Here is a 14,233-nt window from a genome sequence, read left to right on the forward strand (position 1 = left end):
GCCCTGTGTCAACGTCAGGCCGCGAGAACGGCTTGGAGCGCGTTGTGTTGGTCGGGCTGGTAGGTGGTGCCGTCTTGCCAGCAGCGCCAGATGACGCCGAGCCAGGCGCGGGCCAGGATGCGGGTGGCGTGGGGATGGTCCTTGCCGCGGGCGATGGCGTCGTTGTAGATCTTCGCGGCCCAGGGGTTGGCGCGTCGGGAGTCGCCGGCGAAGTCGCAGACCGCGTCGCGGAGCTCCTTGTTGACCGCCCACCTGTAGGTGACGGCCTTGTGCTTGCCGGACTGTTTGGTCGAGGGCGCGACGCCGGCCAGACAGGCCAGGGACGCGGCGTCGGGGAAGCGGCCGCGGACGTCGCCGATTTCGGCGAGCAGTCGCGCGGCGCGAACGGTGCCGCCACGGGGCAGGGACTGGAAGATGTGGGCGTCGGCGTGCAGGGCGAGTTGCTCGGCGATCTGGGCTTCCAGAGTGGCGATCTGCTCGACGATCTCGGTCAGGACGCTCAGCATGGCGCGGGTGACGTGCGCGCGCGCAGCGCCATCGGGACCGACCGGTCCGCGGGGCGCGGCCTGCAGGTGCGCGAACAGGTCGGCGGGGTCCTTGCGGCCGCAGTAGCCGACACTGCCAAGCCAGGCAGCCAGTCGCTTCACGCTGAGCCAGTCGGCTCGCTCCTGGCAGTCGAAGCGGGCCAGGAACTTCAGGCTGATCTGGGAGTCCAAGTCACTGAAGAGCCCGACCGCGCCGGGGAACGCGGCCTGCAGGTGCGCCCGCAGCTGGTTGCACAGCGCGACGCGGTGCTTGACCAGTTCGCGGCGGGCGCGGACGGTGGCGCGCAGCGTCTTCGTGGCCTCGCTGTTGTGGGTGAGCGGGCGGAGCCGGGTCCGGTCGGTGCGCAGGGTGTCGGCCAGGACGTAGGCGTCGAACCGGTCGTCCTTGTTGCCGGCCGAGCCGTAGCGGCTGCGCAGGTTCTTGAGCCGGTTCGGGCTGATCACGACCACGGTCATGTCCGCCTCGAGCAGGGCGTCGACGACCGGTCCGTCGCCGCGCTCGATGGCGACCTCGCCCACGCCGTGCTGGCCCAGGAACTTCACCAGGGCGCGGAGTCCGGGGCTGGTGTGATCGACGCTCTTGCGGGCGATCTCGAGGCCACGGTCGTTGACGATGCTGACCGCGTGGTCCTCGCTGGCCCAGTCCACACCGGCGGTGACACTGTTGACGGGCTCCTCAGGCAGCTCCTCAGGCAGCTCCTCAGGCAGCTCCTCAGGCAGCTCCTCAGGCAGCTCCTCAGGCAGCTCCTCAGGCAGCTCCTCAGGCAGCTCCTCAGGCAGCTCCCCAGGCAGCTCCTCAGGCAGCTGGTCGGGCAGTTTCCTACCTGTGGTGTTGTTCGGGGTGGTGCTGGCAGACTTCACGTCAGCCTCCTCGCTGCTAGACCCAGTGGGGAGGCACCCTCTTTTCGGTGCCGGGACGCATCTGTCAGTCAGCTCACTGATCGGCGCTCCCAGCCAGCCACGGGGTCGGCCTTGGCGCTCAGCCCTGTCGACGATCACGGCGTCCCGAGTGACCGCCGGGCCCTGCAGAACTCATCGTGGACCTCACTGGGTCGAGCGAGCAGGGCAGTGACCCGACGGCACCTGGGGTGCATCAGCGGCCCATCCAGGACCACCGACGCGAGGAAGGTAGTCCAGTGAGCATCCTGCTGCAGACTCGGGAACTGGTCGCCGGCTACGGCAACATCCCCGCCGTACGGGGTGTCTCGATCGACGTCCGCGAGGGCGAGGTGGTCTCGCTCCTCGGCCCCAACGGCGCCGGGAAGAGCACGACGCTGCTGACCCTGGCCGGCGTGCTGAAGCCGTTGGGGGGCGAGGTCGAGGTCCTGGGCGCACGCGTCGCCAAGGCGGGCGCGCACCTGGTCGCCCGGCGCGGCACGGTGCTCGTCCCGGAGGGCCGCGGGCTGTTCCGGCAGCTGACCGTGCGGGAGAACCTGCGCATCCGGCATCCCAAGCGGTCGCCGGTCACGGTGGAGTCCGTGCTCGGCTACTTCCCCGCCCTGGAGAAGGTGATGGACCGCACGGCGGGCGTCCTCTCCGGGGGAGAGCAGCAGATGGTGGCCATCGCCGGCGCTCTCCTGTCGGCGCCCCGCCTGATCATGCTCGACGAGCTGAGCCTCGGCCTGGCGCCGATCATCGTCGAGCGCCTGCTGCCCACCGTCCGGCGGATCGCCCAGGACACCGGGGCCGGCGTCCTGCTCGTCGAGCAGCACGTCAGCGCCGCCCTCGCCGTCGCGGACCGCGGGTACATCCTCGTCGACGGCCGCATCGAGCACGCAGGGACGGCGCAGGAGCTGCAGGGAGCCGCCGCGGCGATCGAGGCCGCCTATCTCGGAGGAGGTACCGCGTGAGGGCCGTATCCGACCTGACCGGCCGGGTGGCCGTCGTCACGGGGTCGAGTCGTGGGATCGGCAAGGGCGTGGCCCACGTGCTGGGGGAGCGCGGTGCGACCGTCTACGTGACGGGCCGCACCGTGACCGGCGGCTCGTCGGAGCTGCCGGGCACGATCGGGGAGACGGCTGCTGAGGTGACGCGCAGGGGCGGAGTGGGCATCCCGGTCCGGGTCGACCACCACGACGACAGCAGCGTCGCGGCCCTCTTCGCGCGGGTCGCCGACGAGTCCGGGCAGATCGACATCCTGGTCAACAGCGCCTCGACCCTGGACTCCAAGGCGGACCGGCTGCGGTCCCGGCCCGGCTTCTGGGACCAGGACCTGGGCGAGTGGGAGAAGTTCCACGACATCGGCCTGCGCTCCCACTACGTCGCGAGTGCGTACGCCGCGCGCCTGATGGTGCCCCGGCGGTCGGGCCTCATCGTGAACGTGTCCTCCGCCGGCGCCGTCACCTACTACATGTCGGCGGCCTACGGGTCCGCCAAGGCGGCCCTGGACAAGCTGTCCCACGACATGGCCCACGAGCTGGCGCCGTACGGCGTCTCGGTCGTGTCGATCTGGCCGGGCCAGGTACGCACCGAGATGGGACTGTGGATGTCCGAGCACGGGATCATGGACATCTCCGCGGCGGAGACGCCCGAGCTCTCCGGTCGCGCTGTCGCCGCGATGGCCACCGACGCCCGGATCGCCGAGCGCTCCGGCAGGGCGTTCTACACCGCCGACCTGGCATCCGACTACGACTTCACCGACGTCGACGGATCGGTTCCGCAGCGACCGGTGATGAGCGACATCGTCCGCACGACTCCGGCGGCGATCCCCCCGACGACCAGGTAGGACGCAGCCGGTGCAGAGGCGGACGGACGGGGACTCGGCCCCGGGCGGCACCTTCGTCGTGCTCGCCCTCGGGGTCACCGCGTTCGCCCTCCTCCAGACACTGATCGTCCCGGTGCTCCCGCTCCTGAGGGAGCGCTTCGGGGTGAGCCAGTCCTCCATCGCCTGGCTGGTCACCGCGAACCTGCTCGCCGCCGCCGTCGCCACGCCCCTCAGCGGCCGCGTCGGCGACCGGGTGGGCAAGCACCGCGTCCTCGTCGGCTCACTCGTCCTGCTGACGGCCGGCTCCCTGCTCGCCGCTGTGGCGCCCGGCTTCCACGTGCTCGTGGCGGCCCGCGTGCTGCAGGGCCTGGGAGCCGGGATCACGCCGATGACCTACGCCATCGCGCGCGACGAGTTCGCGGCGGATGCGGTCGCGACCCTGACGGGCGTGCTGGCGGCCCTGGTCGCCGTCGGCGGCGGCATCGGGGTGGTGCTCGCCGGCCCGCTCGAGCAGCTGCTCGGCATCCGGTCGCTCTTCTGGGTCCCCGGCGCGGTCCTCGCCGTCCTCGTCGTCGCCAGTGTCCGCGTGGTGCCGCCGTCCCCGGTGCGGTCGGAGACGCCGGTGAACCCGGCGTCCGCTCTGCTCCTCGGCACCTGGCTGGTGACCCTGCTGCTGGCGCTCACCCAGGGCCAGGCGTGGGGGTGGCTGTCACCGGGTCTGCTCGGCACCGCCGCGCTGTGCGCGCTCACGTTCGGCACGTGGATCCGGGTCGAGCGGCGAACCGCCAGCCCGACCCTCGACCTGGGGCTGATGTCGATGCCGGTGGTGGCGCTGCTGAATCTCGTCGCCTTCCTGGTCGGGATCGAGATGTTCGCCTCCCTGACCCTGATGCCGCTCTACTTCCAGGCGGCGCCCGCCGGCGGGTACGGCTTCGGCTCCACGACCACGGAGGCAGGTCTGCTCATCCTCCCGTCGGGCTTCACGATGTTCGTCTTCGGTGCCCTGGCCGCGCGCTTCAGTCGCCTGTTCGGCAACCGCTCCGTGCTGTGGTGGGGCTGTTCGGCCTGTGCCGCGGCGATGCTGCTGCTCGCCCTGATCGGGACGGGCGAAGGGTGGGCGTACCTGGCGACCGGTGTCCTGGGTGCGGGCCACGGCCTCGTGTTCGCGACGGTCGCGTCCCATCTGACGCTGAGCGTGCCCCAGGCCCAGACAGGGGTGGCCGGAGGCATGAACATCAACCTGCGCCAGATCGGCGGCGCCCTCGGCATCACCGTCACCTCGGCGCTGCTGGCGGCCTCGGCCACCTCCGCGGGGGACGCCTCCGAGGCGGCCTTCCGCGGGTGCTTCGTCCTCCTGGCCGGCGTCGTGCTCCTGGCGGTCCCCGCGGTGGGCATGCTGCCCGGCCCGCGACCGGCCCGATAGCGCCCGCCGCGGTTCCGGCACCCGGAACGGCGGGTGGCCGGCCAGGTGTGTCCTGCGTCACTGTCACGATCACCGTCGGTCAGGCGACGGGACACCAGCTCGTGAAGGGGCGTACATGGCCGACCTCGTCGTTGAGGAACTCTCCATGCGGTTCGGCGGCATCACCGCGCTCGACTCGCTCTCCATGACCGTCGAGGCCGGGCAGATCTGCGGGCTCATCGGGCCGAACGGTGCAGGGAAGACCACCCTCTTCAACTGCGTCGGCCGCGTGTACCAGCCGAGCGCCGGAAGCGTGCGTCTCGGGGACGTCGACCTGCTGGCGCTGCCCGCCCACCGGATCGCGTACGCGGGGGTCGCGCGGACCTTCCAGAACCTGGGCCTGTTCCCCTCCCTGACGTTCCTCGAGAACGTGATGGCAGGGGCCTACTCCAGCGTCGGCGGCGGCTTCCTCAAGTCCATCCTGCGGATCGGTATCGCGGCCCAGGAGCGCGAGCTCGAGGCGCGCGCACATCGCCTCCTGGAGATGCTCGAGCTGGACCGGCACGCGTTCAGCCTCGCCAAGGACCAGCCGTTCGGGACGCTCAAGCGCCTCGAGATCGCGCGGGCCCTCGCCAGCGGCCCCCGCCTCCTGCTCCTGGACGAGCCGGCGGGCGGACTCACCGACAGCGAGGTGGGGGAACTGTCGGAGCTGATCGACAGCCTTCCCGAGCGGTTCGGGGTGACGGTGCTGCTCGTCGAGCACAGGATGGCGATGGTCATGGGCATCTCCGACAAGATCGTCGCGATGAGCTACGGCAGGAAGCTCGCCGAGGGCTCTCCCGAGGAGATCCGCCAGCATCCCGAGGTCATCGCCTCCTACCTCGGTGGTGCGGCGTGAGCGCCCTGGTCCTGGAGGACGTGTGCGCCGGCTACGGCGCCGGCGACGTCCTCGGCGACGTCGGCCTCCGCGTCGATCCGGGGGAGATCGTGGTCATCCTCGGCGCGAACGGGGCGGGCAAGACGACCCTCATGCGCGCGATCTCCGGCACCATCGCTCGGCGGGGCACGGTCCGGCTCGGAGACCGCGACCTGGTCCGCGCGAAGCCCGACCAGATCGTGCGGGCCGGGGTCGTGCAGGTGCCGCAGGGCCGCGGCACCATCGCCGACCTCTCGGTCGAGGACAACCTCCGGCTCGGGGCGTACATCCGCCGCGACAAGGAGGTCGCCAAGGACCTCGCCCACTGGTACGACGTCTACCCGCGCCTGGCCGAGCGCCGCAAGCAGAAGGCCGGGTTCCTCTCGGGGGGCGAGCAGCAGATGCTGGCCATCGCGCGCACCCTCATGACGCGACCCCGGGTGCTGCTCTGCGACGAGCCGAGCCTCGGCCTCTCGCCGCGCCTCACCTCGGAGCTCTTCGCGTCCCTCGCGTCCCTCAACAAGGAGCTCGACCTCTCCATCCTGGTCGTCGAGCAGAACGCCATGGTCGCCCTCGCCATCGCCTCGCGCGCCTATCTGCTGGAGGCCGGGCGGCTCGCCCCCAGCCGGGATGCGGCCGAGCTGATGAGCGACGACGCCATCAAGACCGCATATCTCGGAGGCTGAGACCGTGGATCTGCTGATCGCCCGCGTCCTCGACGGGTTCAACAACGGGGTCATCTACGGATTCCTCGGTCTCGCGCTCGTGTGCGTCTACCGCGGGACCGGGCACCTCAACCTCGCCCAGGGCGAGATGGCGATGTTCTGCGCGTTCCTGGCCTACGCGTTCATCGGCGCCGGCCTTCCCGTGCCCCTGGCCATCCTGCTGGTCGTCGCCATCGGGTTCGTCGGCGGCGCGACCGTCGAGCGGTTCCTGATCCGTCCCCTCGGTCACGACGCGGAGTACCCGATCCTGCTCGTCACCGTCGGCATATTCCTCGCGCTCAACGCAGGAGCCGGGGTGATCTGGGGCGGTGATCCCCTGGTGTTCCCGACGGTCGTCCCGTCCGGTCCCGACGACTACATAGCCGTCCTCGGCCAGCGGCTGCACTATCAGAAGGTGGTCATCGCCGGCCTCCTGGCGGCGTGCCTCGCCGTCCTGTACGCGCTGTTCCGCTACACGCGGATCGGGCTGGCGATGCGGGCGTCGTCCAGCAATCCGGACTCGACGCTGCTCCTGGGAGTCCCGGTCCACCGGATCAACTCGCTCGGCTGGGCGATCGCGGCCGGCGTGGGCGCCCTGCTCGGGCCGCTCGTCGCCCCCAGCACGACGCTCAACACGATGATGATGCTGCACTTCATCCTCTACGCCTGCGCGGCGGCGACCCTGGGCGGGTTCGACAGCCCCGCCGGCACGGTGTTCGCGGGCGTGATGCTCGGCGTGGTGGAGAACATCGTCGCCAGCTACGTCGGGGCCGTCGGGTCGGACCTGAAGCAAGGCGTCACCCTGCTCATCCTCCTGGCGGTGCTCATGATCCGCCCGTCGGGACTGTTCGGATCCCAGAAGGTGGAGCGAATCTGATGGCTGTCCTCCCGCGCGACATCCCGCGTGACACCCACCTCTTCAAGGCGCTCAGGCTGGCTCCGGCCGTGGCGACCGTGGTCGTCGTGCTGTTGATCCCGTACGTCCTGCCCACCTACCGCATCAGTCAGATCAGCGGCGCCTGTGTGATGGCCCTGGCCGTGGTCGGGCTCAACCTGCTGACCGGCTACGGGGGCCAGATCTCCCTGGGCCACGCGGCGTTCTTCGGGCTGGGGGCCTACACGACCGGCATCCTGATCGCGACGTACGACGTCGGCTGGATCCTCGCCTTCGGTGCCAGCGTCGTGGTGTGCTTCGTCGTGGGGGTGCTCGTCGGGATGCCGGCGCTGCGGGTCAGGGGCATGTACCTCGCGCTGGTGACGCTGGCGCTGGGCGTTCTGTTCCCCAGCCTGGTGCGACGGTTCAGCGAGCTGACCGGAGGCTCGCTCGGACTCATGGGCATCCGGGTCGATCCGCCGGACATCGCCTACTTCGGTGGTCCGACGGCGAACATCCTGTGGCAGTACTGGATGACGATGATCTGTCTCGGCCTCGGCTGCCTCGTGGTCTGGAACCTCGTGCGGAGCAGGACCGGCCGCGCCATCGTCGCGCTGCGCGACAACGAGCGCGCGGCGATCATCATGGGGGTCAACCGCACCCTGGTCCGGACCACCCTCTTCGGGGTGTCCGCGGGGATCGCCGGGCTCGCGGGAGCGCTGTTCGCGGTCCAGACGGGCCTGCTGACCCCTGAGAGCTTCTCCCTGCTCGTCACCATCTACTTCCTCGTGGCGATGGTGCTCGGGGGCAGCTCGACCTACTGGGGCCCCATCCTGGGCGGCTTCGCGATCTACTTCATCCCCATCTGGTCCTCCGACGTGACCGGCGGGCCGATCTCCGGCGTGCTGTTCGGCGCCGTCGTGATCGCGCTCGTGTTCCTCATGCCCAGCGGACTCGTCGGGCTCGCCAAGAGCGCGGCCGCCCGGTTCGTCACCTTCTCCCCTGTGGCTCCCGCGCCGGCGGAGCCGGATCCCTCAGGAGAGGTCGCCGCCCGGCGGAGGGAGCTGGCCGCCGACCGGGTCTCCTGAGACCCGGTCGAGGAGGCCGGCCAGCTCGACCGGTCGGGAGAGGAAGGGGGAGTGGTCGGTATCGAGGGTGAGGACGTGCTCGGGGGCGAAGCCCCGGTGCATCGACCGCTGCTTGGCGAGAGGGATCGCCCGGTCCCGCGTGCACTCGACGTAGAAGCGGGGAACGCGTCCGGACACCGAGGGTGCGGTCACCGGCTGCGTCTCGACCAGGAGGCTCTCGGGCCGGAGCCGCTCCTGCGCCCATGCGGCCGCCTTCGGCTCGCAGCAGCCGTAGAAGGCCTCCACCGCGCCCTCGCGCAGGATGGCCGAGCATCCGTTCCGCTCGTCGACCACACGGCAGTCGCGCACCGCCGAGGTCTCGAAGCCGGTGGCACTGAGGTCCAGCATGCTCTCGCCGGGACCTGGCACGAATGCGCAGACGTACACCAGCGCCGCCAGCTCGTCGGCGACCAGGGCCGCGGCCTGGGTCGCGGCCAGGCCTCCCATGCTGTGGGCCACCAGGATCGGCCTGGTTCGGGAGCCCCCGTCAGCGCCGCGGCGTACGGCGGCCACCACTCGGCCGGCGGACGCGTCCAGCGTCAGCCGGGCCGCCGCGCCGGTCGAGCCGGCGTCGTCGCCGTGGAGCTCGACCGCCTCGGTCGTGTGTCCCATGCCGCGCAGCACGGCCTCGAGCGGCTGCCAGCACCACGGGCCGTGCCAGGCGCCGTGCACCAGGACGAAATGGCTCATGGCCGAACGGTAGGAGCACGGCGCCGGCCGCCCGGTCCGGCATTCCGGCCCACGGAACCGGCGGCCCGCCGTTCTGGCCGCCGGAACGCGCCTTGGCGCGTCCACCGTGACGTGGGTCACTGTCGCCGGGACCAGGGGTCGGCCGTCGACCCCGTGTGGCCATAGCGAAGGAGAGCGACTGTGGAGTTGCTGAGACTGCACCGCGGGTTCGGGGCCGCGCTCGCCGTAGGTGTGCTCGTCGTGACGGGATGCGGCGCACCCGGGGGATCGGGTGGGACGAGCGAGCTGTCGGACGCGGAGTCCGCAGCCGCGAAGAACCTCGGCATCGACCTCGACGACTGCCCCGCCGGCGTCACCGACGAGGTCGAGGGCACCGTCAAGGTCGGCCAGACGCTGCCGCTGTCCGGGCCCATCGCGAGCGCGCTCAGCCCGATCGGCGCCGGCGTCCAGGTACGGTTCGAGGTCGCCAACGAGTCCGGTGCCTACGAGCACGACTTCGAGCTGGTCCAGAAGGACGACCAGTTCGCCCCTGACAAGGCGCTGGTCGCCTCCCGCGAGCTGGTGGCCAAGGACCAGCCCGTCGCCTTCACCTCCCAGGTGGGCACGCCCCAGGTCCTCGCCGTCCGGGACGTGATGGAGGAGACCTGCACGCCGCTCATCCCGGCGGTCTCCAACGGCGTCTCGGCCAACAGTCCCGACTCGCACCCGTGGACGGCGGTCGTGACGCTGCCCTCGGCGGTGGACGTGCGTGCCTGGAAGGACCACGTCGTCGAGACCCACCCGGACGGCGCCAAGGTCGCGTTCCTCTACTCCAACGACGCGTCCGGCGAGGACTATCGTGCCGCCGTCGAGCGGGAGCTCGAGGGGACCGATCTCGAGCTGGTGGCGACCGAGTCGGTCGAGATCACCGAGACGGCGGCACCGGCGTCGCAGATCACGACCCTCCGGTCCAGCGGCGCGGACGTCATGTTCCTCGCGCCTCAGGCATCGCAGTGCACGCCCGCGCTGACCGAGATGGCCAGCCAGGGATGGCACCCCGACATCTACGTCACGGCGAGCTGCCCCACGCTCGCCCTGGATCAGGCCGGCCAGGCGGCCGACGGCGTCTACTACAACCGCTACCTGAAGGACCCGTTGCGTGCTCCCGACAACAACGACCCCGACGTCCTCGCCTGGCTGGACAACATGAAGAGGTACGAACCCGGCGCGCCCATCAACCAGACCTCGCTGGCCGGATATGTCGACGCGGCCGTGTTCTTCGCCGCCGTCGACGACGCCCTGGACTCGGAGCTGGGGCTGAGCAGGCTGGGGCTCATCGTGGCCGCGGCGCACGTCGACTTCCAGTCGGAGCTGATGCCCGACGGCGTGAAGATCCAGCTGGACGGCCTCGACGACCAGGTGGCGATCGAGTCGACGCTGATGGCGAAGTACGACGCGTCGACCAAGATCCTCGACGACGTCAAGCTCTACGACTACCAAGGGCAGATGACGGGCGTGGCCAGCCACGGCTAGGAGCTGGACAGCGGCCCGACCGGCGGTGCCGGCGTGGCGGGGCAGGGTGATGACGACGTCGCCCTGCCCCGTGCGTGGTTCCGGCCGCCGAAACGACACGCGACCGTCGCGGCGCCCCGGCCGTAGCCTCGGCACGTGGAGAACGTGACGTACGAGCAGCTCGGCCAGGTCGCGGTGATCACCCTGAACCGGCCCGAGAAGAGGAATGCCATCGACGCGCGGATGGCGCACGCCATCGCGTCGGCGCTCGACCGCGTCGAGACGGATCCCACGATCCGCGCCGCCGTCCTGGCCGCCACCGTCACCGAGCCGCGACCCGTCTTCTGCTCGGGTCACGACCTCACGGCGATCCCCGGCGAGCTCGAGGGCGGTGAGCTCGCGGCCACGTCGAAGGGCGGTTTCGCCGGCATGACGCGCTACGAGCGGACCAAGCCGCTGGTCGCCGCGGTGGACGGCCTGGCGACGTCGGGCGGCCTCGAGATGGTGCTCGCCTGCGACCTGGTGGTCGCGACGACGCGCTCGTCGTTCGCGCTGGCCGAGGTCCGCTGGGGGCTGGTCGCCGGTGCCGGAGGCCTGTTCCGGCTGCCGTGGGCGATCGGCCCCGCCGCGGCGATGGACATGATCCTGACCGGTGAGGCGATCGATGCCCAGCGGGCCTACACGCTCGGCCTCGTGGGCACCCTCGTCGAGGACGACGTCGTCGCCGCTGCTGTGCACCGAGCCGAGCTCGTCTGCGCTCACAGCCCGGCTGCGGTCACGGTCAGCCGCCGGGTGGCGGACTGCGCCTTCGCGCTGCCGGAGACCGAGCTGTGGGCCCTCAACGACCGCCTGGAGCACGACCTGCTCGCCACCGACGAAGGCGTCGGTCAGGGCCTGCAGGCGTTCGCGCAGCGCGGGTCGGCGACGTCCTAGCCCGAGCGTCTGGTCACCTACACCAGCCACCTGCTCGGCGTCTACACCAGCCACCTGCTCAGCGTCGTCGCGGTGCACACCGGCGGCTCGAGCCGCTCGGCCTCGAGGACCACGCGCACGGCGAGCTGGACCCCGCCGGGGACGTCGATGCACGACAGCACCTCGCCGCGCCCGCGGAGCCGGGCCGGGGCGGGAACGGCGGAGAAGGTGACGCCGTCGACCCCGTAGTTCACGCCCAGGCGCATGCCCCGGACCTGCACGAGCCGGGGAAGGAAGTGGTTGCAGAGGGCCAGGAGCAGGAGCTCGGGCAGCCGGGCCGGTGGTGCGGGGTCCGACGGGATCGGGCGCGCTGGGAGCCCCGACGCCGCGGCCTCGAAGGAGGCCACCTGCCCCGGGTCCACCCGCGTCCAGGGGGTCGGGCCCGGACGCGCACCGACCGAGGCCCGGACGCCCTCGACGCCGTGGACGATCAAGGGGGCGTTCGAGCCGGGTCCGGTCATCGCGCCTGCGGTGCGAACTCGTCCCCGATGACGCCGTCCCGGCGCAGCACTGCGCGCTCGTCCTCGTCGAAGCCGAGGTCGGCCAGGATCTCGTCGTTGTGCTGTCCGAGCATCGGCGCGGGTCCGGGCATCGCCGACGCGGGCGCGGCCGAGAACCGCATCGGCCAGCCGATGAACCGGACGTCGCCGTTGAGGGGGTGCTTCACGGTGAACACACGCTGGCGCGCCTGCAGCGCCGGATGCTCGATGATCTCGGCGTCCCTTCCCACCAGAGCCGCCGCCACCCCGAGCGCTGCAGCTCCTCCAGCACCACGGGCGAGGAGTGCGCGGCGCACCACGCCGCGAGCTCGGCGTACGGCTCCCGGTCGACCCGGATCCCCAGTGCGGCGAGCGAGATCCACGTCTCGCGGTCGGGGATCGTCACCGCGAGCCAGTCGCCGCTGCCGGTGGCGAAGGTGTCCTGCACGACGAGGCCCTCCCGGCGATTGCCGAGCCGGCCGGGTTCGGCGCCCAGTGAGCCGGCGATCACGGCGCGCGCGCTGAGCGGGGTGGCGGCGTCGCAGAGGGCCACCTCGATCGTGGTCGCCCGCCCCGTCCGGTCCCGCCGCCGGAGCGCGGCCAGCACGGCGGAGGCCGTGGTGAACGCCGACATGGGATCGATGGCCGATCCGGTGAGGACGGGCGGGCCGTCCGCATAGCCGGTCATGGCCGCGACACCCGACGTCGAGTCTGCGGTGAAGGTCGTCCCCGGCCGATCGCGCCAGGGGGACCGGAGCCCCCAGGCCGGCATCCGGACGACGATCACGCCCGGGTTCAGGGCCTGCATGCCGGCGGCGTCGAGGCCGAGCCGGTCGAGCACCCGCGGCGAGTAGTTGTCGATGACGACGTCCGCCGAGGCGACCAGCCGCCGCAGCACCTCGACGCCGCGTGCGTCCGAGAGCTCCGCGGTGATGCCGCGGGCGCCCATGTTGCACTGGTTGAACAGCGACTGGCGGTCCCAGAACCGTGGGAGCTGCGGGTCCACCATCGAGAAGCGGATCGGGTCGGGACGGCGCACGCTCTCGACCTTGATCACGTCGGCGCCGAGGTAGGTGAGGTAGCTCGCCGCGAGCGGCCCGGCCTGGAAGAGACCGAACTGGACGACGCGCATGCCGGCGAGCGGCCGGAAGCCGGCGGCGGAGCCGCCGGCGGTGGATCGGGGCGCCGGCTCACGGGAGGACAGGTCCTGGTCGTGGTCGTCGACGTCCGCGAGCACCCCCGGCGCCCAGTCCGGCAGGTGACCGAAGCGGTACGCCGGCCGGGGGATCAGCGCGGTGGCCGGACCGTCGGGGGTGTCGACCGGGGCCTCGACGTACGTCCCGCGGCTGCGGAACGGGAGGGACCGGGGGACATCGGCCGGCTCGACGACCGGGACCAGCGAGGCACGGTGCTGCTCGGAGGTGTCCATCAGCTCCGCGATCGTGAACTGCCGCGTGTAGCCACCGATGAGCTCGGTCAGCTCGTCGGCGTGGGCGAACCGCTGGCTGAGAGTCGCGTACCGGGGGTCGCGCAGCTCCTGCAGGTCGGCCATCTCGACGAAGATCTCCCAGTGCAGCTGGCTCACCACCGGCACGCAGACCCAGCCGTCCTTCGCCGGCTGGACGGTGGCGATGAACCGGGAGGGGATCGGGTCGGGCAGGTGTCCCTCGATCTGGTGCGGCAGCCAGGGATAGCCGGCATGGGCGATGAGGGCCTCCAGCCGCGAGACGTCGACCTCGTTGCCCCGCCCCGTCCGGTCGCGGTGGAGGATCGCGCTGAGCGCCCCGACCGCGGCGCAGAGTCCCGCCGTCGTCTCGGACAGATCGGTGGTGGTGGCCACGGGCGGGCGGTCGCCGGTGTCGCGCACCGCCATGAGGCCGCTCTCCGCCTCGAGGACGAACGGACTGGTGGGCCGGTCCCAGGCCGCTCCGCGCCCGTAGTCGGAGATGCGGACCACGACGATGTCGTCCCGGCCGGCAGCGACCCGGTCGACCACGTGGCCGGCCGCGTCGTCGTCGGTCACGACCACGTCCGCCCGGGAGACCCAGCGCGCCAGCGTCTCCTCGTCGGGCGCCACGATCGACTGCTTCCGGCCGTGCAGGAACAGTGAGTAGCCGGGTTCGCTCTCGCGTCGCGGGTCTCCACCCGCGGGCTCGATCCGGGCCACCCTGGCGTCGAAGTCGGCGAGGATCCGGGTGCACTGGGACGCGGCGTCCGTCGTTCCTACCTGCAGCACGAACACGTCGTCGAGCACCGGGCTCCTCCTCGGGTGTGGGGGTGGTCACCGTGACCCTAGGGGGACGCGGACCGCGTCTGCGGTCGCTTTGCC

Annotated in this window: 14 protein-coding genes; 9 read left to right on the plus strand and 5 right to left on the minus strand. The window is 71.6% G+C overall.

Annotation, left to right across the window (positions count from 1 at the left end; translation table 11 throughout):
* Nucleotides 1-14 precede the first annotated feature (14 nt).
* Nucleotides 15-1,406, minus strand: a complete 1,392-nt coding sequence (locus FIV44_RS17575) for an IS110 family RNA-guided transposase (RefSeq protein WP_219996063.1) — start codon at nt 1,404-1,406, stop codon at nt 15-17.
* A gap of 275 nt (nt 1,407-1,681) precedes the next feature.
* Here FIV44_RS17575 and FIV44_RS17585 point away from each other — a divergent pair, with 275 nt between their 5' ends.
* The 7 genes from FIV44_RS17585 (at nt 1,682) to FIV44_RS17615 (ending at nt 8,233) form a co-directional block, all read left to right on the plus strand.
* Nucleotides 1,682-2,395, plus strand: a complete 714-nt coding sequence (locus FIV44_RS17585; RefSeq protein ID WP_141005565.1) for an ABC transporter ATP-binding protein — start codon at nt 1,682-1,684, stop codon at nt 2,393-2,395.
* Nucleotides 2,392-3,270, plus strand: coding sequence for an SDR family NAD(P)-dependent oxidoreductase (locus tag FIV44_RS17590; protein WP_141005566.1), 879 nt, complete (start codon nt 2,392-2,394; stop codon nt 3,268-3,270). Before FIV44_RS17585 ends, FIV44_RS17590 begins: the two co-directional genes overlap by 4 nt.
* Before the next feature lie 10 nt (nt 3,271-3,280).
* Nucleotides 3,281-4,672, plus strand: coding sequence for an MFS transporter (locus tag FIV44_RS17595; RefSeq protein ID WP_141005567.1), 1,392 nt, complete (start codon nt 3,281-3,283; stop codon nt 4,670-4,672).
* Nucleotides 4,673-4,787: 115 nt separating this feature from the next.
* On the plus strand, nt 4,788-5,549 hold the full coding sequence (locus FIV44_RS17600; RefSeq protein ID WP_141005568.1) for an ABC transporter ATP-binding protein: 762 nt from the start codon (nt 4,788-4,790) through the stop codon (nt 5,547-5,549).
* Nucleotides 5,546-6,253, plus strand: a complete 708-nt coding sequence (locus FIV44_RS17605; RefSeq protein ID WP_141005569.1) for an ABC transporter ATP-binding protein — start codon at nt 5,546-5,548, stop codon at nt 6,251-6,253. The genes FIV44_RS17600 and FIV44_RS17605 overlap by 4 nt, the downstream gene beginning before the upstream one ends.
* 4 nt (nt 6,254-6,257) lie before the next feature.
* Entirely contained in the window at nt 6,258-7,148 is an 891-nt protein-coding gene (locus tag FIV44_RS17610) for a branched-chain amino acid ABC transporter permease (protein WP_181410662.1), read from the plus strand.
* A complete protein-coding gene (locus tag FIV44_RS17615; protein ID WP_141005571.1) occupies nt 7,148-8,233 on the plus strand; it encodes a branched-chain amino acid ABC transporter permease in 1,086 nt (361 codons plus the stop codon). The genes FIV44_RS17610 and FIV44_RS17615 overlap by 1 nt, the downstream gene beginning before the upstream one ends.
* On the opposite strand, the gene FIV44_RS17620 is transcribed toward FIV44_RS17615, so the two are convergent.
* Complete coding sequence (locus FIV44_RS17620) at nt 8,180-8,962, minus strand: alpha/beta fold hydrolase (RefSeq protein ID WP_141005572.1); 783 nt, start codon at nt 8,960-8,962, stop codon at nt 8,180-8,182. The genes FIV44_RS17615 and FIV44_RS17620 overlap by 54 nt on opposite strands.
* Before the next feature lie 180 nt (nt 8,963-9,142).
* On the opposite strand from FIV44_RS17620, the gene FIV44_RS17625 reads away from it, so the two are divergent.
* Together FIV44_RS17625 and FIV44_RS17630 are read left to right on the plus strand one after the other, a co-directional pair.
* Entirely contained in the window at nt 9,143-10,474 is a 1,332-nt protein-coding gene (locus FIV44_RS17625; protein ID WP_141005573.1) for an ABC transporter substrate-binding protein, read from the plus strand.
* A 135-nt stretch (nt 10,475-10,609) separates the two neighbouring features.
* Complete coding sequence (locus tag FIV44_RS17630; RefSeq protein WP_141005574.1) at nt 10,610-11,386, plus strand: enoyl-CoA hydratase/isomerase family protein; 777 nt, start codon at nt 10,610-10,612, stop codon at nt 11,384-11,386.
* 41 nt (nt 11,387-11,427) lie between these two features.
* Here FIV44_RS17630 and FIV44_RS17635 read toward each other — a convergent pair whose 3' ends face one another.
* From FIV44_RS17635 to FIV44_RS17645, 3 genes are read right to left on the minus strand one after another with little or no spacing between them, the layout of a single operon-like run.
* Nucleotides 11,428-11,886, minus strand: coding sequence for a hotdog family protein (locus tag FIV44_RS17635; protein WP_141005575.1), 459 nt, complete (start codon nt 11,884-11,886; stop codon nt 11,428-11,430).
* Complete coding sequence (locus FIV44_RS33275; RefSeq protein WP_342778835.1) at nt 11,883-12,170, minus strand: CoA transferase; 288 nt, start codon at nt 12,168-12,170, stop codon at nt 11,883-11,885. Before FIV44_RS33275 ends, FIV44_RS17635 begins: the two co-directional genes overlap by 4 nt.
* Nucleotides 12,089-14,158 (minus strand): CaiB/BaiF CoA-transferase family protein, encoded by a 2,070-nt coding sequence (locus FIV44_RS17645; protein WP_141005576.1) that lies wholly within the window; start codon nt 14,156-14,158, stop codon nt 12,089-12,091. Before FIV44_RS17645 ends, FIV44_RS33275 begins: the two co-directional genes overlap by 82 nt.
* Nucleotides 14,159-14,233: the final 75 nt, after the last annotated feature.

The sequence above is a fragment of the Nocardioides humi genome, assembly GCF_006494775.1.
GTDB lineage: Bacteria > Actinomycetota > Actinomycetes > Propionibacteriales > Nocardioidaceae > Nocardioides > Nocardioides humi.

Bases quoted from the DNA above. Each gene is read 5' to 3' on its own strand.
- FIV44_RS17615 (WP_141005571.1), top strand. From the start codon at position 7,148: ATGGCTGTCCTCCCGCGCGACATCCCGCGTGACACCCACCTCTTCAAG.
- FIV44_RS17600 (WP_141005568.1), top strand. From the start codon at position 4,788: ATGGCCGACCTCGTCGTTGAGGAACTCTCCATGCGGTTCGGCGGCATC.
- FIV44_RS17635 (WP_141005575.1), bottom strand. From the start codon at position 11,886: ATGACCGGACCCGGCTCGAACGCCCCCTTGATCGTCCACGGCGTCGAG.
- FIV44_RS17620 (WP_141005572.1), bottom strand. From the start codon at position 8,962: ATGAGCCATTTCGTCCTGGTGCACGGCGCCTGGCACGGCCCGTGGTGC.